The 20,861-nt window shown below is 72.7% G+C and carries 23 protein-coding genes; 12 read left to right on the plus strand and 11 right to left on the minus strand.

The features are described 5' to 3' along the window. The 3 genes from ACFTXQ_RS27630 to ACFTXQ_RS27640 form a co-directional block, all read right to left on the minus strand. A complete protein-coding gene (locus ACFTXQ_RS27630; RefSeq protein WP_382645368.1) occupies positions 1–771 on the minus strand; it encodes a class I SAM-dependent methyltransferase in 771 nt (256 codons plus the stop codon). 145 nt (positions 772–916) lie between these two features. After that, positions 917–1,105, minus strand: coding sequence for a hypothetical protein (locus tag ACFTXQ_RS27635; protein WP_382645370.1), 189 nt, complete (start codon positions 1,103–1,105; stop codon positions 917–919). 186 nt (positions 1,106–1,291) lie between these two features. Further along, the gene (locus ACFTXQ_RS27640) at positions 1,292–4,354 is read right to left on the minus strand and encodes a BTAD domain-containing putative transcriptional regulator (protein WP_382645373.1); all 3,063 of its coding nucleotides are present in this window, start codon (positions 4,352–4,354) and stop codon (positions 1,292–1,294) included. A gap of 131 nt (positions 4,355–4,485) precedes the next feature. Between ACFTXQ_RS27640 and ACFTXQ_RS27645 the strand changes: the two genes are divergently transcribed. The 4 genes from ACFTXQ_RS27645 to ACFTXQ_RS27660 all read left to right on the plus strand — a co-directional run bounded on the left by ACFTXQ_RS27645 (position 4,486) and on the right by ACFTXQ_RS27660 (position 7,230). Continuing rightward, a complete protein-coding gene (locus ACFTXQ_RS27645; protein WP_382645375.1) occupies positions 4,486–5,706 on the plus strand; it encodes an amidohydrolase family protein in 1,221 nt (406 codons plus the stop codon). Between the two features lie 113 nt (positions 5,707–5,819). Further along, positions 5,820–6,074, plus strand: coding sequence for a type II toxin-antitoxin system VapB family antitoxin (locus tag ACFTXQ_RS27650; RefSeq protein WP_382645378.1), 255 nt, complete (start codon positions 5,820–5,822; stop codon positions 6,072–6,074). Beyond that, on the plus strand, positions 6,071–6,487 hold the full coding sequence (locus ACFTXQ_RS27655; protein WP_382645381.1) for a PIN domain nuclease: 417 nt from the start codon (positions 6,071–6,073) through the stop codon (positions 6,485–6,487). The genes ACFTXQ_RS27650 and ACFTXQ_RS27655 overlap by 4 nt, the downstream gene beginning before the upstream one ends. A 194-nt stretch (positions 6,488–6,681) precedes the next feature. After that, positions 6,682–7,230 carry a DUF1062 domain-containing protein gene (locus ACFTXQ_RS27660; protein WP_382645384.1) on the plus strand — a complete coding sequence of 183 codons (549 nt, stop codon included), beginning with the start codon at positions 6,682–6,684 and terminating at the stop codon, positions 7,228–7,230. 45 nt (positions 7,231–7,275) lie between these two features. Here the strand turns inward: ACFTXQ_RS27660 and ACFTXQ_RS27665 are convergent, their stop codons facing one another. Then, positions 7,276–7,779 carry an FBP domain-containing protein gene (locus tag ACFTXQ_RS27665; protein ID WP_382645387.1) on the minus strand — a complete coding sequence of 168 codons (504 nt, stop codon included), beginning with the start codon at positions 7,777–7,779 and terminating at the stop codon, positions 7,276–7,278. A gap of 170 nt (positions 7,780–7,949) precedes the next feature. On the opposite strand from ACFTXQ_RS27665, the gene ACFTXQ_RS27670 reads away from it, so the two are divergent. After that, positions 7,950–8,438, plus strand: coding sequence for a DUF3995 domain-containing protein (locus ACFTXQ_RS27670; RefSeq protein ID WP_382645389.1), 489 nt, complete (start codon positions 7,950–7,952; stop codon positions 8,436–8,438). Between the two features lie 439 nt (positions 8,439–8,877). Continuing rightward, positions 8,878–9,723 (plus strand): trypsin-like serine protease, encoded by an 846-nt coding sequence (locus tag ACFTXQ_RS27675; RefSeq protein ID WP_382645392.1) that lies wholly within the window; start codon positions 8,878–8,880, stop codon positions 9,721–9,723. A gap of 60 nt (positions 9,724–9,783) precedes the next feature. On the opposite strand, the gene ACFTXQ_RS27680 is transcribed toward ACFTXQ_RS27675, so the two are convergent. The 5 genes from ACFTXQ_RS27680 to ACFTXQ_RS27700 all read right to left on the minus strand — a co-directional run bounded on the left by ACFTXQ_RS27680 (position 9,784) and on the right by ACFTXQ_RS27700 (position 14,023). Beyond that, positions 9,784–10,224: an NUDIX hydrolase gene (locus ACFTXQ_RS27680; RefSeq protein ID WP_382645395.1), complete on the minus strand. Its 441-nt coding sequence runs from the start codon at positions 10,222–10,224 to the stop codon at positions 9,784–9,786. A 202-nt stretch (positions 10,225–10,426) separates the two neighbouring features. Next, positions 10,427–11,638: an ABC transporter permease gene (locus ACFTXQ_RS27685; protein WP_382645398.1), complete on the minus strand. Its 1,212-nt coding sequence runs from the start codon at positions 11,636–11,638 to the stop codon at positions 10,427–10,429. Beyond that, positions 11,635–12,369, minus strand: a complete 735-nt coding sequence (locus ACFTXQ_RS27690; protein ID WP_382645401.1) for an ABC transporter ATP-binding protein — start codon at positions 12,367–12,369, stop codon at positions 11,635–11,637. The genes ACFTXQ_RS27685 and ACFTXQ_RS27690 overlap by 4 nt, the downstream gene beginning before the upstream one ends. Then, positions 12,366–13,502 (minus strand): peptidoglycan-binding protein, encoded by a 1,137-nt coding sequence (locus ACFTXQ_RS27695; RefSeq protein ID WP_382645404.1) that lies wholly within the window; start codon positions 13,500–13,502, stop codon positions 12,366–12,368. The genes ACFTXQ_RS27690 and ACFTXQ_RS27695 overlap by 4 nt, the downstream gene beginning before the upstream one ends. Continuing rightward, on the minus strand, positions 13,499–14,023 hold the full coding sequence (locus tag ACFTXQ_RS27700) for a hypothetical protein (RefSeq protein ID WP_382645407.1): 525 nt from the start codon (positions 14,021–14,023) through the stop codon (positions 13,499–13,501). The genes ACFTXQ_RS27695 and ACFTXQ_RS27700 overlap by 4 nt, the downstream gene beginning before the upstream one ends. Before the next feature lie 90 nt (positions 14,024–14,113). Here ACFTXQ_RS27700 and ACFTXQ_RS27705 point away from each other — a divergent pair, with 90 nt between their 5' ends. Genes ACFTXQ_RS27705 through ACFTXQ_RS27715 form a run of 3 tightly spaced genes read left to right on the plus strand, consistent with a single transcriptional unit; the run spans position 14,114 to position 16,829 of the window. Beyond that, positions 14,114–14,773 (plus strand): response regulator transcription factor, encoded by a 660-nt coding sequence (locus tag ACFTXQ_RS27705; RefSeq protein WP_382645410.1) that lies wholly within the window; start codon positions 14,114–14,116, stop codon positions 14,771–14,773. Continuing rightward, entirely contained in the window at positions 14,770–16,002 is a 1,233-nt protein-coding gene (locus ACFTXQ_RS27710) for a sensor histidine kinase (RefSeq protein WP_382645413.1), read from the plus strand. The genes ACFTXQ_RS27705 and ACFTXQ_RS27710 overlap by 4 nt, the downstream gene beginning before the upstream one ends. A 32-nt stretch (positions 16,003–16,034) precedes the next feature. After that, entirely contained in the window at positions 16,035–16,829 is a 795-nt protein-coding gene (locus ACFTXQ_RS27715; RefSeq protein WP_382645416.1) for a hypothetical protein, read from the plus strand. Between the two features lie 12 nt (positions 16,830–16,841). Here the strand turns inward: ACFTXQ_RS27715 and ACFTXQ_RS27720 are convergent, their stop codons facing one another. Both ACFTXQ_RS27720 and ACFTXQ_RS27725 read right to left on the minus strand, forming a co-directional pair. Then, a complete protein-coding gene (locus ACFTXQ_RS27720; RefSeq protein WP_382645419.1) occupies positions 16,842–17,234 on the minus strand; it encodes a type II toxin-antitoxin system VapC family toxin in 393 nt (130 codons plus the stop codon). Next, a complete protein-coding gene (locus tag ACFTXQ_RS27725) occupies positions 17,231–17,503 on the minus strand; it encodes a hypothetical protein (RefSeq protein ID WP_382645422.1) in 273 nt (90 codons plus the stop codon). The genes ACFTXQ_RS27720 and ACFTXQ_RS27725 overlap by 4 nt, the downstream gene beginning before the upstream one ends. A gap of 199 nt (positions 17,504–17,702) precedes the next feature. Between ACFTXQ_RS27725 and ACFTXQ_RS27730 the strand changes: the two genes are divergently transcribed. The 3 genes from ACFTXQ_RS27730 to ACFTXQ_RS27740 all read left to right on the plus strand — a co-directional run bounded on the left by ACFTXQ_RS27730 (position 17,703) and on the right by ACFTXQ_RS27740 (position 20,692). Then, positions 17,703–18,650: an LLM class F420-dependent oxidoreductase gene (locus ACFTXQ_RS27730; RefSeq protein ID WP_382645425.1), complete on the plus strand. Its 948-nt coding sequence runs from the start codon at positions 17,703–17,705 to the stop codon at positions 18,648–18,650. Between the two features lie 24 nt (positions 18,651–18,674). Next, positions 18,675–19,463 (plus strand): SDR family NAD(P)-dependent oxidoreductase, encoded by a 789-nt coding sequence (locus tag ACFTXQ_RS27735; protein WP_382645427.1) that lies wholly within the window; start codon positions 18,675–18,677, stop codon positions 19,461–19,463. A 107-nt stretch (positions 19,464–19,570) separates the two neighbouring features. After that, positions 19,571–20,692, plus strand: a complete 1,122-nt coding sequence (locus ACFTXQ_RS27740) for an LLM class flavin-dependent oxidoreductase (RefSeq protein ID WP_382645430.1) — start codon at positions 19,571–19,573, stop codon at positions 20,690–20,692. The last annotated feature ends 169 nt before the right edge of the window (positions 20,693–20,861 follow it).

Genomic DNA, 20,861 nt, shown 5'->3' on the forward strand with positions numbered 1-20,861 from the left:
CTACTCGGCAGCGTGCTTCCGGGCGGGTGTCCGAGACTGTTCCGTCCGCCGGGCCAGGACCAGCCGCCAGCGCGGAGCGCCCGAGGGCAGGCGGCCGAAGGGCTCCAGCGGTACGGTCTCCACCGCGAAGCCGGCCGCCCGCAGGTCGGCGAGGACGCCGCTCGGCGGGAAGGTCCGGTAGTACATGACGAAGGGCGGCCGCCACACCGCGTTGCGCACCCGCATCGCCGCGTCGAATCCGGCCACCGCCCACCACACCGGCGAGGACGGCGGGATCGGCGCGCCGATCGGGAAGGCGAAGACCCCGCCCTCGCGCAGCGCCGCGTGGGCCCCGGAGAAGAGCGCCGGCCGCTCGGCGGGGAGGAAGTGGCCGAAGGCCCCGAAGCTCACCGCCAGGTCGTAGGAGCCGGCGAGCGCGGGCGGCAGGGCCCGCGCGTCGGCCCGTACGAAGTCCACGGCCGGGGAGCCCGCCCCGTGGGTGCGCTCCGCCTCGGCCAGCATCCCCGCGCTCAGGTCGACTCCGGTCACGCGCTCCCGGCACAGCCGCCGCAGCATGCCGATCCCGGCGCCCGTGCCGCAGCACAGGTCCAGCCCGGCGCCGAAGGAGCCCTCGCGCTGGGCGAGGGTCTCCTCGACGGCGTCGAGGATCCGGTCCGGGGTGCGGAAGGGGGTGTGGTCGAACTTCGGCGCGAGCAGGTCGTAACCGCGCTCGACGGAGGAGAGGGCCTGCACGGCGAGTTCGCGGACGCTGGGCCCGTGGGTGGTGAACACGCGTCCAGCCTAGATCCCCGGGTGCGGCCGGGCGCGGACGCACGGCGGCGGCCGCGGGGGCTCCCCCTCCGGGCCACCGCGGCCGCCGTCCCCCGTGCGTTTCCCCCGTACGTCTTTGCGTGCGCGCTGCGTGCGTACCGCTGCGTTACGGACGCGGACCGGACGCGTGGTTGTCCAGCGTCTGGATCTCCTCGTCCGAGGCGTGGTTGTCGAGGGGCTTGATCTCGATCCCCGACGCGTGGTTGTCCAGAGTCTCGATCTCGGCGCCCGAGGCGTGGTTGTCGAGCGGCTTGATGGTGCCGTCGTTCGGCAGGATGTTCTCGTTCGTCGTCATCGGTTCTCCTGATGGATGGGTAGGGCCCGTTCGGCGATTCCCCCGCGGACCGCCGAACGGGTAGTCCTCCAACCGACCCTGGCGCCTCCCCCGGCGCGCCGGGTCGATGCACTTATCGTGCCGTCCGGCGATAAACGAACGATGAACGCCGCATTCAACGGGCATCATCGCAGATCAGGAGGCGGGTCAGGCGGCGAGCTCCGAGGACAACAGGGCCCGTACCTCGGCCAGTTCCGCCGAGCCCAGCTGCGCGAACACCGTCTCCGCCTCCCGCCAGCACGCGCGCGCACGATCCGTCTGCCCCAGCCGCCGCAGCGCCCTGCCCAGGACCGTCAGCACGGTCGCCCGCCGCCACTCGCCGCCGATGCCGCGCAGCGCGATCGCCTGCTCGGCGTGCGAGGCGGCCAGCGTGGGCCGGCGCGCCGCGAGGTGCGCCTCGGCGAGCCGGAAGTGGGTCACGCCCTCCCACAGCGGCTGGCGGTTGTCGTGGAACAGCGCCAGCGCCTCGGTGAGCTGCGACAGCGCCTCGCCGAGCCGGCCCGCCTGGGTGAGGGCGATGCCCAGCGCGTAGCGGCCGTTGGCCAGGCGCAGGGTCAGCCCCATCCGGTCGTAGATGGTGATGCCCTGCTGGGCGAGGTCGATGGCGCTCGTCAGCCGGCCCAGCTCCACGTGGATGCGCGAGAGGTTGCACAGGGCGCTGGCCTCGCCGACGTTGTTGCCGTCGGCGCGGAAGTTCTCGATGGCCTCCAACAGGTACCGCTCGCCGTCGGCGTGCCGGCCCTGGTAGAGGGCGATGATCCCGCGGTCGTTGGGCGCCCAGCAGCTGGGCAGCGGGTCGCCGGCATCGAGGGCGAGCGCCGTGGCCTGGCGGGCCTCGTCGTCGGCCTCGGTGAAGCGGCCCGCGACGAGGTGCACGTTGGTGAGGGTGGTGCGGGCCCGGCCCTCGGCGTACGGGTCCTTCGCGGCCTGCGCCGCGTCGCGTACGGCGACGGCGGCCGATTCGTACTGCTTGGAGTTGGCCCCGGACTCGGCGAGGTCCTTGGCGGCCCACAGCAGGTCCACCGCGCGGCGCAGCACGCCGGTCTCGTCCGTCCGTACGGCGGCCTGCCGTACGCACGCCAGCAGCGGGTCGGCCTCCGCGTACAGCCAGTCCAGGGCGGCGCGCGGCTCGCCGAAGACGAGCCCGGGGTAGTGGGTGTCGGAGAGGTGGGCGGGGAGGCGGTCGCCGGGGCGCTCCAGCGCGTAGACCCCGGAGGCGGTGGCCAGGTAGAAGTCCAGCAGCCGGTCGAGGGCGGCGTCGCGCCCGCACGGCGGCTGCTCGTCGCGCTCGGCGCACGCACGCGCGTAGAGGCGTACGAGGTCGTGGAAGCGGTAGCGGCCGGGAGCTGCGGATTCGAGGAGGGAGCAGTCCACTAAGGCCTCCAGGAGGTCCTCGGTGTCGTGCTCGGGCAGGTCCAGTACGGCCGCTGCCGCCGAAAGGGAGATGTCGGGCCCGTCGGCGAGGCCGAGCAGGCGGAACGCGCGCTGCTGGGCGGGCTCCAGCTGGCCGTAGCCGAGCTCGAAGGTGGCCTTGACGGCGAGGTCGCCGGCCTGGAGCTCGTCGAGACGGCGGCGTTCGTCGGCGAGCTTGGCGGCGAGGACGGAGACGGTCCAGGTGCGGCGGGCGGCGAGCCGGGAGGCGGCGATGCGGATGGCGAGCGGCAGGAAGCCGCAGGCGCCGACGACGTCGAGGGCGGCCTGGCGTTCGGCTCCTACGCGTTCGGCGCCCACTATGCGGGTGAACAGCTGGAGGGCCTCCTCGGGGCTCATCACGTCGAGGTCGACGAGATGGGCCCCGGCGAGGCCCGCCATGCGGACCCGGCTGGTGACGAGGGCGGCGCAGCCGGCAGTGCCGGGCAGCAGCGGGCGGACCTGGGCGGCGTCGCGGGCGTTGTCGAGGAGGACCAGGACGCGGCGGCCGTCGAGGGTGGAACGGTAGAGCGCGGCGCGGTCGGCGGGGGAGTCGGGGATGGCGGTGTCGGGGGTACCGAGGGCGCGCAAGAAGGAGCCGAGGACGGCCTCGGGCTGGGCGGGGCTTGCCTCGGTGCCCTGGAGGTCGACGTAGAGCTGGCCGTCCGGGAAGTGCGGGCGGGCGGCGTGCGCGACGTGCACGGCGAGGGTGGTCTTGCCGACGCCGCCGATGCCGGCGAGCGCGGAGACGGCCATGACCTGGCCTTCGGTGCCGCCGGAGAGGATGGCGCCGAGTTCCTCGACGAAGCTGCTGCGGCCGGTGAAGTCGGGGACGGTCGCGGGAAGTTGGGCGGGCCTCACGGGTGCGGGCGCGGCGGTGGGGGTCTGCTCCTCGGCGCGGGCCAGGTCGGCGTCGGCGTTGAGGATGCGCTGCTGGAGGGCGGCCAGTTCGGGGCGCGGGTCGACGCCGAGTTCCCCGGCGAGGAGCCGGCGGGTGTCGGCGTAGACGGCGAGGGCCTCGGCCTGCCGGCCGCTGCGGTAGAGGGCGAGCATGAGCAGTTCGCGCAGCCGCTCGCGCAGCGGGTGGGCGGCGGTGAGGGCGGTGAGCTCGGAGACGGCCCCGGCGTGGTGGCCGACCTCCAGGTCGAGGTCGAGGCGGGTCTCCAGCAGCTGGAGGCGCCACTCCTCCAGCCGGGTGCGCTCGGTCTCCGCGTGCGGGCCGGGGATCCCGGCGAGGGGCTCGCCGTCCCACAGGTCCAGGGCGCGGGCGAGCAGCGTACGGGCGCGGGGGCGGTCCCCTGCGGCGCGGGCGGCCTCGGCGTCGGCGGCGAGGCTGCGGGCGACGCCGAGGTCGAGAGTGGCGGCGGAGCGCAGGCGGATGGCGTAGCCGCCGGACTCGGTGACGAGCAGCCCGGGGTCGAGGACCTTGCGCAGGCGGGAGGCGTAGGTGCGGATGGTGGCGAGGGCCTGCTGCGGCGGGTCCTCGCCCCAGATGGCGTCGATCAGCTCGGGCGCGGTGGCGGTGCGGCCGCCCCGCAGCAGGAGCGCGGCGAGCAGGGCGCGCTGCTGGGGGGTGCCGGAGGGCAGTGGCTCGCCCCCGCGCCAGGCCCGGATCGGCCCGAGCACGGCGAACCGCGACTCCCCGGCGGGGCGCGCGGCGGTCTCGGCCAGGGCAGGGCGGCCGGTGGTGCCCGAGGCGGGGGCGGAGCCGGCCGCAGGGGGGACGGCGTCGCGTGCGGCGGCAGCCGCAAGGGCCTCGGGGTGATTCCGCGGGTGCGGGATGGCCGGTACGCCGTCCATCTGTCGTCCCCCTGCCTTCCGTCGGTTTAAGGGTCAGTCTGCCCTGTCTTGCGCGTACACGTCAGCCCGTACCGGACCGATCGCCCGCCAACTAGCTGACGGTTCGTCAGATCAGCGCTACCGTATGGGGTATGGAGACCTTCCCGAAGATCATCTCGGTGGACGACCACACGGTTGAGCCCCCCCACGTCTGGCGGGACCGGCTCCCGTCCAAGTACAAGGACACCGGCCCCCGCGTCGTCCGCGCCCCCTTGAAGGAAATGACCTTCCTCGGCGGCAAGTTCGCCCCCGTGATGGGAGCCAAGGGCGACGACGGCCCGATAGGCGACTGGTGGGTGTACGAGGACCTGCACCGGCCGCTCACCCGCCTCGACACGGCCGTCGGGTACGACCGCGACGAGATCAAACTGGAAGTCATCACCTACGAGCAGATGCGCCCCGGCTCCTACTCGGTTCCCGAACGGCTCGCGGACATGGACGTCAACCACGTCCAGTCGGCGCTCTGCTTCCCGACCTTCCCCCGCTTCTGCGGCCAGACCTTCACCGAGGCCGCCGACCGCGAGCTGGGCCTGCTCGGCGTACGGGCGTACAACGACTGGATGGTGGAGGAGTGGTGCGGCCCGGACGCCCGCGGCCGCCTGATCCCCCTCACCCTCATCCCCCTGTGGGACGCGCACCTCGCCGCCGCCGAGGTCCGCCGCAACGCGGCGCGCGGCGTCCGCGCGGTCGCCTTCTCGGAGATCCCGCCCCACCTCGGCCTCCCGTCCATCCACACGGACTACTGGGACCCCTTCCTCCAGGCCTGCGACGAGACCGGCACGGTCATCGCCATGCACATCGGATCCTCCTCCCGCATGCCGTCCACCTCGGCGGACGCCCCGCCGGCGGTCGGCTCGACCATCACCTTCGCCAACTGCTGCTTCTCGATGGTCGACTGGCTGATGAGCGGCAAGTTCGAGCGCTTCCCCAACCTCAGGATCATGTACGCGGAGGGCCAGATCGGCTGGATCCCGTACATCCTGGAGCGCGCGAACGTGGTCTGGGAGGAGAACCGCGGCTGGGGCGGCGTCGCCGACAAGGTCCTGCGCCCGCCGTCCGAGCTCTTCGCGGAGCACGTCTTCGGCTGCTTCTTCGACGACCCCTTCGGCCTGAAGAACCTGGACGCGATCGGCGTCGCCAACGTCCTCTACGAGACGGACTACCCCCACTCGGACTCGACCTGGCCGAAGTCCCGCGAGGTCGGCGAGGCTCAGATGGGTCACCTGTCCCCGGACGTGGTGGACCGCATCGTCCGCGGCAACGCGATCGACCTGCTGGGCCTCACCCCGCAGGGCCTGTGGCCGGGCGCGTAACCGCTTCGGGAAGGGGGCCCGCCGCCGTTTGCAGAAACGATATCTCTCGTCAACGATCTTGATATCGTTTAAGTGGACGGGGCGGGTTGGCCCCCATCTCCAGGAGGTCCGGCATGGCCAGAACCGTGATCGACGTGGACGACGCCCTCCTGGCGGAGGCGGCGGAGATCTTCGGCACGAAGACGAAGGTCGCGACGGTGAACGCGGCCCTTGAGGACGTGGTCAACCGGCGCAAGCGGGAAGACTTCCTGTCCTGGCTTGCGGAAGGCGGACTGCCCGAGCTGACCGGCCCGGTGGAGTCCTCCGGCGCCGACCCCTCCCCCTACTCGGCCCCGGAGGCGGGGCGCGTCCAGGAGAGGGCGGCATGAGGGGGCGCTACCTGATCGACAAGTCCGCTCTCGCGCGCTACCCCAAACCGGCCGTCCATGCCGTGATCCATCCCCTGCACACCGCCGGGCTGCTTGCTGTGTGCGGTGCGGTAGAGATCGAGATCATGCACAGTGCCCGCTCCAAGTCGGACGCGGACCGGGTGCGGGAGGGCATGGGAGCCTTCGCCTGGCTCTCGACCCCGGACGAGGCTTGGGACCGCGCTCTGGAGGTCCAGAAGTACCTCATCGAAGCAGGGAACTGGAAGGCGGTGTCAGCCGTCGACCTGATCATCGCGGCGACCGCCGAGCGCCACGGCGCAACCGTCCTGCACTACGACGGCGACTACGACATGATCGCCGAAGTGACGGGCCAGCCCATGCGGTGGGTCGTGCCGCGCGGAGCCGCCGACTAGGGGCCCTGCGGCGGCGAAAACCAGTGGAGCGGCGCCGGTGCGCGCCGTTACCGTGCTGCCGAACCAAGTCGTCTGGGCAAGGACGTGCCGTTGTACACCCTGTGAGACACCCCGAGTGCTGATCTGTCGCGCGTCGCACCTGTGCGCCGCGCTCCTTTCTGCTGCGGTCTTCTCACTGAATCCGGTGTACTTCTGTGCTCGACAACTGGGTTGTCATGCCCACCTCTCTCCCTCTCGTCTCCCGCCGTTGCCACACGTGCGCGTCCGAACGCTTCCGCGCACCCGGCAAGTTCCGCGTCAACGCCCACCACAAGCTCCTCGACGTCTGGCTCCTCGTGCTCTGCACCTCCTGCGGGGAGACCGCGAAACTCACGGTCCTGGAGCGGGTGAACGTGCGCTCCGTACGGCCCGAGCTGCTGGACCGCCTGCACGCCAACGACCCCGCCCTGGCAGCCGAGGTGCTCCAGGATCCGCTCGTACAGCGCCGAAACCGCTTCGCCCTGGACTGGGAGGGCGCCTGGCGCCTCGACACCGGCGGATCGCATCACCTGGCCCGCGAGGTGATCGACATCTCGGTCCGCTTCGCGGCGCGGATCCCCGTCCGGCCGGTGCGGCTGATCGCCGAAGGCTGCGCCATTCCGCGGGCCGAGGCCGAGCGGCTGATCACGGAGGGGAAGCTCGTCTCGGCAGTCCGGCTGAGCGGCAGGCTCTCCGGAGACTTCACCTTCACGCTCAAGCGCTGAGCCCCCACGGGGCCTGTCCGGTACCCCCGGACAGGCCCCCGGAGCTCAGCCCTGCACCACCCGCGCCACGAACGCACCCAGGTTCCCCAGAGTGCGCTCGATCCGCTCCTCCACCGTCAGGCTCTCCTCCTGCCGGCCCGCGCGCAGCTTCGGCTGTCGCTTGCCCCGTACGTACAGGGAGCAGGCGAGGTCGGCGCACACATAAACGCCGACGGTGTTGCCCTGACGCCCCCGGGGACCGGCCAGCGGGGCGGTGAGCAGGGTCACGCCGGATGATGCGTGCCCGGTGAGACAGAGCTGGCAGAGGCTGGACTTCACCGCACTGGTACGCGTCGCGCCGGGCACCCGCAGGGTGATCCCGAGGGCCCCCTCGGCCCGCGGCACGACGAGATGCGCCCGCAGCGGAGCGCCCGGATCGACCCACCCGAGGAAGTCGAGGTCCTCCCACGGAAGCTCGCCGAAGTCGAGGGGCAGCTTCAGGCGCGTCGCCTCACCCTTGGTGCAGTTCACGAAGGACGAGCGGATCTGTTTCTCACTGAGCGGGTCCACGTCCCCCGACGCTACGTGCCCCCTCCACCCCCCGCACCCGAATATCACCACCCGGGGCGTACCGGCTCTCCCCCGCCCGGGGGAGCGGAACTCCTGCCGCTGCCGGATCCGCCGAAGGCACCCGCCGGGCGAGGCTTGGCCAACCGAACCCCGGCATCCAGGAGGACTTCATGAGCACGCCGACCAAGCCCGCACGCACCTGGGCCGGCTACGTGGCGGCGGCTTCGGCCCTGGCGTACGCGGCTCCGCACTTCTGGTGGGGCGCGGGCGTGGCCGCGGCCTTCCCGGGCGACTTTGTCACGGCCCCGCACGACAACATGGAGGCGGCCATCGGCTACTGGGGCATGGGCGCGGTGGCCGTCTTCGGCGCGGTCCTCTCCCTCGCCCTGGCCCGCCCCTGGGGCCGCCGCCTGCCCGCCTCCCTCCTCGCCGTCCCGGCGGGCCTCGCGGCGATCGGCATGACCCTCTGGGGCTTCACCTACTTCGCCATGCAGTACCTCCTGGCCGCCGGCCGCGTGGTCTCCGCCCCCGCCTTCGCCGAGGGCGACGCCCACCCCCAGGCCGCCTGGGGCCTCTTCTGGTACGCCCTCTTCCTCCTCTGGGGCATCACGCTGGCAACGGCGGCATGGCAGCGGCTGCGGAGCCGGGACGGCCACTGAGAGCCGCCCCCCAGCCCCAGACGGCGGTCGGACGCCAAGCCGTGAGGAGCGCGTAGCGATCCGACGCGTCTGCGGCCCGGACCCTGGCGCGGCCCAGCCTGGATGGTGGGCACGGGCCGGACTCGGGAAGCGGGCCCGCACGTCCCTGGCTCGCCCGGGCCTATCCGTCTGACCCGTGGACCGTTCTTTTGGGGGCTTCCCGTCGGTCTTCGGATTTCCGGTTCGGGCCGGCCTGTCAAGGGTGGCCGCAGGCCATCGCGAAGCGACGCGGAGCGCCCTTGACAGGCCGGCCCGAACCGGAGAGACGATGAGACTGACGGGAAACCCCCAAACCCTCCCTGACGCCGCCCGCCTTGGCCCCCGAACCCCCCGCCCCTTGCACCCACCCCTGCCCCCGGGGCATGCTTCGCCAGGGCAAAGCGGAAGGATCATCATGCCGGTGGACAGGCGGAACGTGGTGACGGTGGTGCTGTGTGCGGTCGCGGCTCTGGGGGCCTCCGCCGCCGTGGCCGAGCTGGTACCGCCCCCCGAGGGGGCTGCACCCGTACGGGCGAAGGCCGCGCCGACCGGGTCGGCGACGACTCCGTCGCGTTCGCAAGCGGCGAAGCCTCAGCTCTCCGCGCCGCCCGCCACCACGCTGCCGCCGGCCGTCACCCCCAAGCCGGGCGGGCCCGCGGCCTTCACCGGGGCGCTCTTCACCAACGGCCTGGACAGCGACCACTTCTGCACCGCCACCGTGGTGCACAGCCCCGGCCGCAACCTGATCGTCACCGCCGGGCACTGCCTGCTCGACGGGGACCAGAGCAACGGGACGGCCGTCTTCGCACCCGCGTACGCCAACGGCGTTGCCCCGTACGGCACATGGAAGATCGAGCAGGCCTACGAGGACGGCCGCTGGGCCGAGGGCACGGACGACGACTACGACCTCGCCTTCGCCCGCCTGGCCCCCGACGACAAGGGTCGCACCATCGAGGACGTGACCGGCGCGGCCGTGCTGGACACCAGCGGGCGGGCGGGCGAGGAGGTCACCGTCACCGGGTACCCCGCCGACCGGAAGGTTCCCCGTACGTGCACGGCGGTCACGGTCCGGGAGAGTGCGACCCAGCAGCGCTTCGACTGCGCGGACTTCCCCGGCGGGACCAGTGGCAGCGCGTGGATCGCGCGCGACGGAAAGATCATCGGGATCCTGACCGGCGGCGACACGGACGACGTGTCGACCAGTACCGTCCTCGGCGACTACGCGGCGTCGCTGTACGCCAAGGCGACTGGCGCGGCCGCCAGGTAGGGCGCCCCGCGCCCCAGCCCCGCCGGCCCGAGCCCCGCCGGCCCAGCCCTGCCCCGTCCCCTAGGCCAGCAGGCCCAAGTGGACAGGTTCCGCAGGCGCGTTCGCCAGGAGGTCCGGCAGGCGCGGGGGCCACAGCGGTTCGCCGAGGGTGGCGAGGCGCTGCGGGGAGAGCCACTGCCAGTGGATGTCGGGGGCTTCGAGGACCGGCTCCCGGTGGGGGCCGGTGGTGACGTAGATGTGCTCGTGCTGGCGGACGGGGATCCCCTGGTGCGTGAAGTCGTGCTCCCAGGTGCAGAGGAGTCGGCCGGGGTCGAGGTCGGTCCAGCCGGTCTCCTCGCGGAGCTCGCGCCGTACGCACTCCTCCGGGGTTTCGCCGGGGTCTATGCCGCCGCCCGGGGGCAGCCAGTGGATGCCGACCTCTACGTTGTTCTCGCGGAAGAGGAACACCGAGCCGGTGGGGGACACGATGACAACGCGGGCGGCGTGACGTGGAGTTCGCATCGGTTCAGCGTACGCCGGGGGGTGGGCGCGGCGTCGTCTCGCGGGGCTCCGCCCCGGACCCGGCGTTCAAACGCCGGCGGTGCTGGATCGGTGCAGCGCCGTTGCCGGGGGCCGGCCCCCGGACCCCGCGCCTCAAACGCCGGCCGGGCGAATATGGCCCGGCGCGCCCGAACATGGCCCCCGGCGACGCTGAGAATCCCCCCTACACCACCGCCAGCGCCAGCGTCGGCGACAAGCGGGACGCGCGCGTTGCCGGGTAGAGCCCCGCCACGGTGCCGATGGTGAGGGTGGCGGCGAAGCCGCCGGTCAGGGACCAGAGGGGGACCACCCAGGGGAGGTTGCCCGCTTGTGCGTAGACCGCCGTGGCCGTCGCGCCCAGGGCGATGCCGGCCAGGCCGCCGAGGCCGGACAGCAGGAGGGACTCCGTCACGAACTGGATCCGGATCTGGCCCTTCGTGCCGCCCAGGGACCGCCGCAGGCCGATCTCGTGGCGGCGTTCCAGCACCGAGATGATCATGGTGTTGGCCACCCCGACCCCGCCCACCAGCAGGGCGATCCCGCCCAGCCCCAGCAGCAGGGTGCTGAACGCGCCCTCCGTGGCCGCCTTCGCCTGGAGCGCCGCCGACGGGTCGCTGACCGAGACGGCGCTCGGGGCCTGGGGGTTGGCCGTCGGGGCGATCAGCGTGCGGACCTCCCGCACCCTGTCGTCCGCCGACCGCTCGTAGACCGCCGTCGGGTGGCCGTCGAAGCCCAGCAGCCGCTCGGCCGCGTCCCAGCCGATCAGCGCCGAGCGCTCGATCTCGGGGGCCAGCGGGACCGGCCGCAGGATGCCGATAACCGTGAAGTACCGGCCGCCGATGAAGACCTGCCCGCCGGGCCTGGTGATGCCGAGCCGGCGCGCGGAGACGTCGCCGAGGACCACCGACGGGTAGCGGCCGGTGGCCGGGTTGAGCCAGGTGCCGTGGGCCATCTCCGCCCGCAGGGTGCCCAGGAGGTCGTCCTTCGCCGCCTTCAGCGCGATCCCGCCGGTCTCCTCCTTCGGGATGGCCTCCGACCGGCGTACGGACTCGGCCACGTCACCGGTGGTACCGACCGACTCGACCCCCTCGATACGGGCGATCATGCCGGGGGAGTCCTTCGGCAGCTTGGTGTCCTGCCCGTTGAACATCCCCTGGCCGGGCGTGGCGACCAGCATGTTCGTGCCCAGCCGGTCGAGTTCGCGCAGCAGCTTGGCCTGGCTGGAGGCGGAGATCCCGACCACCGCGATCATCGTCGCGATCCCGATGGCGATGCCGAGCGCGGAGAGGAACACCCGCGTCGGGCGGGCGCGGAGCCCCGCCGATCCGACATGCAGGACGTCCTGCGGGGACAGCCTCGGCGGGCGAAGCCCCTTCTGCTTCCGCGCGCCCCTCACGCCACCACCCCCGCCCGCCGTACGTCCGCCACGATCCGCCCGTCCCGGATCCGCACCTGCCGCGGCAGGCTCGCCGCGATCTCGTTGTCGTGGGTGATCACGGCGATGGTGGCCCCGTCCCGGTTCAGCTCGTGCAGCAGCTCCATCACCGCCTCCCCGGACGCCGTGTCCAGCGCTCCGGTCGGCTCGTCGGCCAGCAGCAGGTCCGGAGCCCCCGCCACCGCGCGGGCGATCGCCACGCGCTGCTTCTGCCCGCCCGACAGCTCGTGCGGGCGGTGGTCCATGCGGTCGCCGAGGCCGACCCGCTCCAGCGCCTCGGCCGCCCGGCGGCCGCGCTCCGCCCGCGAGAGGCCCGAGTAGAGCAGTCCCTCGGCGACGTTCGCCCGGGCGCTGATGCCCGGTACGAGGTGGAAGGACTGGAACACGAAGCCGACGTGGCGCGAGCGCAGGGCCGACAGCGCCCGGTCCGACAGGGCCGCGATGTCGTACCCGGCGATGGCGACCCGGCCGGCCGTGGGCCGGTCGAGGGTGCCGACGACGTGCAGCAGGGTGGACTTCCCGGAGCCGGACGGACCGACGATGGCGAGCAGTTCGCCGCGCAGGACGGTGAGGTCCACGCCGCGCAGCGCCGTGACCCCGCCCGCGTACTCCTTCGTGACTCCGGACAGCTCGACCACCGGATCCCCGTGCGTATGCGTATGGGTATGCGTATGGGTATGGGTGTCGGTCATGGTTTCGGGACCCCCACCCGCATGCCCTCCTTGAGGGAGTCGCCGGTCACCTCGACCCGGCCGCTGCCGAACATGCCCAGCTCCACCCGGACCTCGCGCACCCGGCCGCCCTCGACGACCTGGACGCCGAAGCCCCCGCCGGTCAGCGCCAGCAGCGCGTTGACCGGTACGGAGAGCACCCCCTTGCGGGTCTCTCCGGTCAGGCCGACCGACACCGGGGACTGGTCGGGGGCCTTGATCCCGTCCGGGTTGTCGAAGGCGATGAGCACCTCGACCTTGGCCTTCTTGTCACCGCCCGCGCCACCGGCGCCACCGTCCTGCTCGGAGCCGGACCCGGACCCCGACCCCGGGCCAGATCCCTCACCCACCGCCTCGACCCTCCCGCTCGCCGAGGCGCCTCCCGGCAGCCGTACGCTCACCTTCTCGCCCGTCCTCGCCGCCCCCGCCGCCGCCTTCGCGGCGTCCAGCTGGAGGCGCACGATCCGCTCGGTGCCGGTCAGCGTCAGCACCGGCCGGCCCGGCCCCGGCTCGTCCCCGACGGCCGCGTCGGTCTTCCGTACGCGCTGCGGCCCGGAGGCGAAGGCCACGTCCTCCTTGCCGACCTCGCCCGTCTCGGCGGCCTTGTGCGCCTTCTGCCAGCGCTTGACCGCCGTCGCCGTACCCGCGGTGAAGGCGGGGTCCTCCGCGTCGAGGCCGTTCCCGTACCCCAGCGCCTGGAGGTTCCGCTTGAGCTGCCTGACGTCCTCGCCCTTGTCGCCCGCCTTCAGCGGCCGGTACATCGGCACGGCCCCGTACATCAGGCGCACCGGCCGGCCGTTGACCTCGTACAGCTTCCCGTCCCGCTCGACCGCCGTGCCCTCGCCCGCGCTCCACGTGATCACGCCGGGCCCGGCCGCGTTGAGCCTGCGCTCCTGCGCGTAGCCGAGGGTGCCCTCGACCTGGAGGCCGGCGCTGAGGTCCCCGCGCTGCACCGGCGCCGTGTCCGCGGGCAGCCCGTCCTGCTGCTGCTGCCGCGGCGGCTGGTGCCGGGGCTGTGCCAGCACCGCGTAGCCGTAGCCGCCGCCCGACACGGCCAGGACCGCCGCGACGGCGGCCAGCAGCCACGCGCCCCGGTTCCGTTTCCGCTGCCTCACCGGGCGGCTTCACACTTCTTCATGGCCTCCTCGAAGGCCTTCTCCTGGCCCTTGGGGACCTCCATCGGGGTCATGCCGTTGGCGGTGAACTCCGGGTCCTTGACGTTCAGGCCGTTGGCGCGCAGGCACTGGGCCTGCTTGAGCGTCTGGTCCTTCTGCTCCTGCGTGATGCCGCCGCCGGCGCCCGGGCCCTGCGCACCGCAGGTCTTCATGGCCTCCTGGAGCTTGGCCTGGTCGACGTCCCCGCCCAGGGCCAGGCCGCGCGGATCCTGGCCGGGCTCGGGGTCGGGTGCGTCTATGCCGTGCTCGCGCAGGCACTTGCGCAGCTTGAGGGCGTCGTCGATCTGCTGGGCGCTGGGGCCGTTGCCGCCACCGCCGCCACTGCTGCCACCGTCGCTCCCGGAGCCCGAGCCCGAGCCCGAGCCCGAACCGGACGTACCGCCCGAGCACCCGGTGACGGCGAGGGCCAGCCCGGTGACGACCGCGGCCGTGGTCATGATGAGGGATGAGGATCGCTTCATGGGCCCGAGCCTGCGCCGGACCGGGATTTCGCTTCCCTCTCCGCCTCCGCTTACAACGACGAAATGCCGCTCTCCGGTAAAGAGGACGGCATGCGCGTACTGGTGGTGGAGGACGAGGAATTCCTCCGGGAGATGATCGCCGAAGGGCTGCGCCGCGACGCGCTGGCCGTCGACGAGGCGGCCGACGGCCCGGAGGCCCTGCGGCGCCTGCGCCTGGGCGCGTACGACGTCCTCGTCCTCGACCGCGATCTGCCCGGCCTGCACGGCGACGAGGTCTGCCGGCAGGTGGTGCGCGAGCGGCTGCTGACCCGCGTGCTGATGCTGACGGCGTCCGGGACCGTCCGGGACCGCGTGGAGGGCCTGGGGCTGGGCGCCGACGACTACCTCACCAAGCCCTTCGCCTACGACGAGCTCCTCGCCCGCGTCCTGGCCCTCGGCCGGCGGGCCCGCCCCGCCCTGCCGCCCGTACTGGAGCGTGCCGGGCTCGCCATCGACACCGCCCGCCGCACCGCGACCCGCGACGGGCACCGGCTGGCGCTCTCCCGCAAGGAGTTCGCCGTACTGGAATCGCTGCTGCGGGCCGAGGGCGCGGTGGTCAGCAGCGACGACCTCATCGAGGAGGTGTGGGAGCAGGACACCAGCTACTCCACCAACGCCGTCCGCGTCACGCTGAGCAAGCTCCGCGCCAAGCTGGGCGACCCGCCGGTGATCGAGACGGTGCCGGGCGCGGGCTACCGGATCGCCGGATGAAGCCCCGCACCGAGCGCGGCCGCCTCACCGCGCTGTACGGGGCCCTGCTGCTCCTGGCGGGCGGCGGCCTGGTCGCGCTGGTCTACCTGCTGGTCGGCCAGGGGCTGTACACGAGCGTCAGCGGCGCCGTCAGCACGGTCAGCCCCGCACTGCGCCGCGGCGAGCGGCAGCCGGAGCCGGACCCCGCCCGCAGCCCGGTGCCCGCCGGGACGGCGGCGCCGGGAGAGGTGCCGTCCGCGGAGGAGCTGAAGGGCTTGCGCGTCTACACCCACACCGTGTCGGATGCCGTCACCGAGGCGGCCCAGCGGCGGCTGCTGAGCGTCTCGCTCCTCGCCCTGGCCGTCTTCGCCGTGCTGTCCATCTGGCTGGCCTGGTGGATGGCCGGCCGGGTGCTGCGCCCCGTCGCCGTGATCACCGGGACGGCGCGGCGCCTGTCCGGGGAGAACCTGCACGAGCGGATCGCGCTCGACGCCCCGCCCGGTGAGCTCAAGGAACTCGCCGACACCTTCGACGCGATGCTGGGGCGGATGGAGCACCTGGTCTCCGCCCAGCGGCGGTTCGCGGCGAACGCGGCGCACGAGCTGCGCACCCCGCTGGCCGTGCAGCGGGCGGCGGCCGAGATCGGGCTGGCCGGGGATCCGCCGCCGGAGCGGGTCGCCCGGATCCGGACCAAGCTGATCGGCGTCGCGGATGCGAGCGAGCACCTCATCGAGTCGCTGCTGCTGCTCGCGGTGTCGGAGGAAGGGCTGGAGTCCGGCCGGCCGGTGGAGCGGGTGGACGTGGCGGAGCTCGCCGCGGCCGAGCTGGCGGCCTGCGCGCAGCGGGGGCTGACGGTGCAGCGGACGCTCGCTCCGCTGGCCGTGGCGGGCGACCGGACCCTGCTGGGCCACCTGGTCCGGAACCTGGTGGGCAATGCCGTACGTCACAACCGTGCGGGCGGCCGGCTCGCCGTGGCCACCACCGCGGACGGGGAGCTGACGGTGTCCAACACGGGGCCGTTGATCGATCCGGCCGATGCGCCGATGCTCCTGGAGCCGTTCCGGCGACGCGCCGCGCGGCAGCACACCGCAGGTGAGGGCGCCGGGTTGGGGCTTTCGATCGTGGCGTCGATCGCGCGGGCGCACGGCGCGGAGCTGGTGGTGCGGGCCAATCCGGCGCCCGACGGCGGGCTGACGGTCAGCGTCCGCTTCCCGCCGCGGGAGCCCGGCGGGCCGGACGGAGTCCGGTAGCCCCGAAGATCGGCTCATGTACGGTCGGTCCAATGAGCAAGCACGCCCGAGCACGCTCCCGCCAAGCGCCCACGTCCCGTCGTGTGGCCCTCGCCGCCACGTTCGGCCTGCTGACCTTCACGGCGGGCTGGTTGTACACCCTTGACGACGAGGCCGGCGGAAGCGCCGCTCCGCAGGCCCGCTCGGACGGCCGCCCGGCGGCCCCGGAGCGGGCCGCGCGCGATGCCGATCGGTCCGGCCTCCAGGGGCTGACCGGCATCAGCGAGCAGACCCGGGCGAAGATCCCGGCCGACTCCCGCCAGCTCGTCCTGGTCACCGGCAAGGCCCGGGACTCCTCGGAATCCACCGCCACGCTCTACACCCGCCCGCAGGCCGGCGCCGACTGGGTGCGGGTGGCGAGCTGGCCGGCCCGCAACGGTGCGAAGGGCTGGTCCACGCAGCGCACGTACGGCGATCTGACCTCCCCGCAGGGGGTCTTCGCGCTGACCGACGCGGGTGGCCTGCTGCCCGCCCCGCCCGGCACGCGGCTCCCGTACGACAAGGACCGGGCCTTCGTCGCGACGGGTCGCGGGGTGAACGGGGAGTCCCTGGCCGGGTCCTTCGACTACGTCGTCGCCATCGACTTCAACCGCCGGCCCGGCACGTCCCCGCTGGATCCCGCCAAGCCGGAGGGCGAGGCCAAGGGCGGCAACATCTGGCTGCACGTGGACCACGACGGCCCCTCCCAGGGCTGCGTCGGCATCCCGAAGGACGCGATGCGGCAGGTCCTGCAAACCCTGGACCCGGCGGCGAAGCCGGTCATCGCGATGGGCCCGGAAGGCTTCTGACGGCCCGAGCCGTCACACCCGGACCACCCGCACGCGGTTCCCGCACAGCGCGGTCAGGTCCTCCGGATCGGAGGTCAGCAGGGTGACGGGTCCCGGCTGGTCGAGGGCGGTGGCCGCCACGATAGCGTCCAGTGCGTACTTGTGCCCGTGCAGCCCGGCAGCGGCGAGCAGCTTGCTCGCCTGCCGCGCAATGGCCTCGCTCGGCGGAATGACGTTCACGCGGGAGACCGCGTAGTCGAACCGGGCCTGGTTCACCCTCGGGTCACGTGCCTCGACGAGGGTGATCGAACTGATCACCACCTGGATGTCTTCGGCTTCAGCGGCCGTCAGCCACTCCAGCATGCCGGGGTTTCGGCGCACGAGCAGGGAGAGGCCCTCGCAGTCGAGGATCAGCGTCCCGCTCACGCGGAGTCCGACGAGGCCGCCGTCTCGCCGCGCAGGATGGCGCGCTTGGCATCGACTGCCGCCGGGTCGGCCGGCCCGTTCACGGATTCGGAGTCCTCGATCAGTTCGCGGAGCCGCTCACGCTCCAGCTGCCGCTGAACGAGCGCTTCGATGTACGCGGACATGCCGCGCTTGCCGGTGCGCGCCTTGAGCGCGGCAATCGTCCCCTCGTGGAGGGAGACGGACACGGGGCGGGTCGGGCCCTCACCCGGTGCGGGCTGGTCGGTCATGGAGCAAGTTTAATAAAGGGAATGTTATTCGTCGCGGCGCTCGCCCGCCCTGAGGCCATCCGCGCATCTCCACGCTCCGCTCGCCGACGTCGCCGCCGAGATCGGTGCCGGACGACCCCTTGCCTGACGGTCCGTCAGCTACGACGATGGCCCGGCACCGATATGACGAATCGGCAGACGAAGGCGAGGCGGGTCCGGCATGGCGCGCGTGTTTCCGGAGGGTCGGCTGGTCTACGGGATGCAGCTCCCGGTCCAGTCGCAGAGCACCATCTACGCCGAACCCTGGGAGGCGTCGGCCACCGCCGCCGACCTCGCCGAGGTCGCGCGGGCCGCCGACCGGGCCGGCTTCGGGTACGTCGCCACCTGCGACCACGTGGCCATCCCGCGCCGGCTCGCGGGCCCCATGAGCACCGTCTGGTACGACCCCGTGGCCACCCTCTCCTTCCTCGCCGGCATCACCGAGAACGTCCGGCTCCTCAGCCACGTCGCCATCCTCGGCCTGCGCCACCCGCTGATCAGCGCCAAGCAGTACGCCACCCTCGACCACCTCTCCGGGGGCCGGCTGGTCCTCGGCGTCGGCGCGGGGCACGTCCAGGAGGAGTTCGAGGTCCTCGGCGTGGACTTCGCCCGCCGCGGGGCCGTCCTGGACGAGACCCTCGACGCGCTGCGGGCCGCCCTCGGCCCGGAGGAGTACCCGGAGTTCGAGGGCGAGCTGTTCTCCTTCAAGGACCTCGGCCAGCTGCCGCGCCCCGCCCAGGAGCGGATCCCCGTGTGGGTCGGCGGCTCCTCGCCCGCGGCCGTGCGCCGGGCCGCCGTCCGCGGGGACGGCTGGCTCCCGCAGGGCGACCCGCGCGACAGGCTCCCGGCGCAGATCGCCCGGATCAAGGAGCTCCGGGAGGCCGCCGGGGTCGAGGGTCCCATCGAGTTCGGTGCGATCACCGAGCCGCTCTACGTGGGGGCGCCCGGCTGGGAGACCGGCCGCCGCACCCTCACCGGCAAGGCGGAGGCGCTCGCCGAGTCCCTGCGGGAGTACAAGGCGCTCGGCGTGGACCAGATCCAGGTCCGCTTCCGCAATCGCGACCGCGCCGAGCTCGTCGACCAGATCACCGCTTTCGGGGCCGAGGTGGCCCCCCTCCTCAACGACTAGCGACTAGCGACCAGGAGTACGGACATGGGCAAGCTGGACGGGCGCGTGGTGATCATCACCGGCGCCGCACGGGGTCAGGGCGAGCAGGAGGCGCGCCTCTTCGCCGCCGAGGGCGCCAAGGTGCTCCTCGGGGACGTACTGGACGAGCAGGGCGCGGCCGTGGCCAAGGACATCGGCGAGGACCGGGCCCGGTACGTACGGATGGACGTGAGCCGCGAGGAGGACTGGGCGGCGGCCATAGCCGCCGCCAAGGAGGCCTTCGGCGGCCGGATCGACGGCCTGGTCAACAACGCGGGCATCCTGCGCTTCAACGAACTGACCGCGACCCCGCTGGAGGAGTTCCAGCAGGTGGTCCAGGTCAACCAGGTCGGCGCCTTCCTCGGCATCAAGTCCGTCGCCCCCGAGATCGAGGCGGCCGGCGGCGGCACCATCGTCAACACCTCTTCCTACACGGGCCTGACGGGCATGGCCTACGTGGGCACCTACGCGGCGACCAAGGCGGCGATCCTGGGCCTGACCCGGGTGGCGGCCCTGGAGCTGGCCGCCAAGAACATCCGCGTCAACGCGATGTGCCCGGGCGCCGTGGACACCCCGATGGCCAATCCCGGCCTGCTGGATCCGGCGAACATGACCGACGAGGCCCGGGACGCGATGGCCGACCTCTACAAGCGGGTCGTCCCGATGGGCCGGGTCGGGCAGCCGGAGGAGATCGCCAGGCTGGCCCTCTTCCTGACCGGCGACGACTCCTCGTACATCACCGGCCAGCCGTTCGTCATCGACGGCGGCTGGATGGCGGGCGTCAGCATCCTGTAGGTACGTATCTGATGGAGCGTCAGGTATTGACGCTCCCGCCCCCGCGATGGAACAGTCGAGACATCGAATCTGACGCAACGTCAGAAACCAAAGGACGGTGAACCCCCTTGGAATTCGGGCTCTTTGTGCAGGGATACGTGCCTGAGGCGCGGTCCAAGGTCGACCCCGAGGCAGAGCACAAGGCGCTGATCGAGGAGACCGAGTACGTCATCCAGGCCGACAAGTCGGGCTTCAAGTACGCCTGGGCCTCGGAGCACCACTTCCTGGAGGAGTACTCGCACCTGTCGGCGAACGAGGTGTTCCTCGGGTACCTCGCCCACGCCACCGAGCGCATCCACCTCGGCTCCGGCATCTTCAACCCGCTCGCCCCGGTGAACCACCCGGTCAAGGTGGCCGAGAAGGTCGCCATGCTCGACCACCTCTCCAAGGGCCGCTTCGAATTCGGCACCGGCCGCGGCGCGGGCAGCCACGAGATCCTCGGATTCCTTCCCGGCATCGAGGACATGAACCACACGAAGGAGATCTGGGAGGAGACCATCGCCGAGTTCCCCAAGATGTTCCTCCAGGAGGAATACGAGGGGTTCAACGGCAAGCACTGGTCGCTGCCGCCGCGGAAGGTCTTCCCGAAGCCGTACGGGAAGGCGCACCCGGCCATGTGGTACGCCGCCGGGTCGCCCTCCTCGTACGCGATGGCCGCGAAGAAGGGCCTCGGGGTCCTCGGCTTCAGCGTGCAGAAGGTCTCGGACATGGAGTGGGTCCTGGAGCAGTACAAGACGGCGATCCAGGAGGCGAAGGCCATCGGCGCCTTCGTCAACGACAACGTCATGGTCACCTCGACGGCGATCTGTGCGGAGACCCACGAGAAGGCGGTGGAGATCGCGGTCAACGCGAACATGAACCGCTTCCAGTCGCTGGTGTTCCGCTACCACGACACGTTCCCGCGGCCCGAGGCGATTCCGCAGTGGCCGGAGACCCTCCCCGAGTACAACGCGGAGATCATCGAACTGCTCATCGCGGAGGAACTCCTGATCTGCGGTGACCCGTCGGAGGTCCGCGCCCAGTGCAAGCGGTGGGAGCAGGCCGGCGCCGACCAGCTGTCCTTCGGCCTGCCGACGGGTGTGTCCAAGGAGGACACCCTCACCACGATCAAGCTGATCGGCGAACACGTGATCCCGCACATCGACACCGACCCGGTCCACCGGACCACGCGCTTCCGCCAGGCCGTCTGACCCGGCGGGGGAACGGGACGGCGTCTTCCCGGACCGCCGTCCCGCACCTGCCCCGACCGGAGCCCCCGCCGCGCCCGCGGCCCGGCGGCCTCCGGCCGGGGCGCGGAGTTCCGCCCCCGCACCCCCGCGCCTCAATCGCCGGCGAGGCTGAATTCTCCGTCTGCGGCGC

The organism is Streptomyces sp. NPDC057010 (genome assembly GCF_042673805.1).
GTDB lineage: Bacteria > Actinomycetota > Actinomycetes > Streptomycetales > Streptomycetaceae > Streptomyces.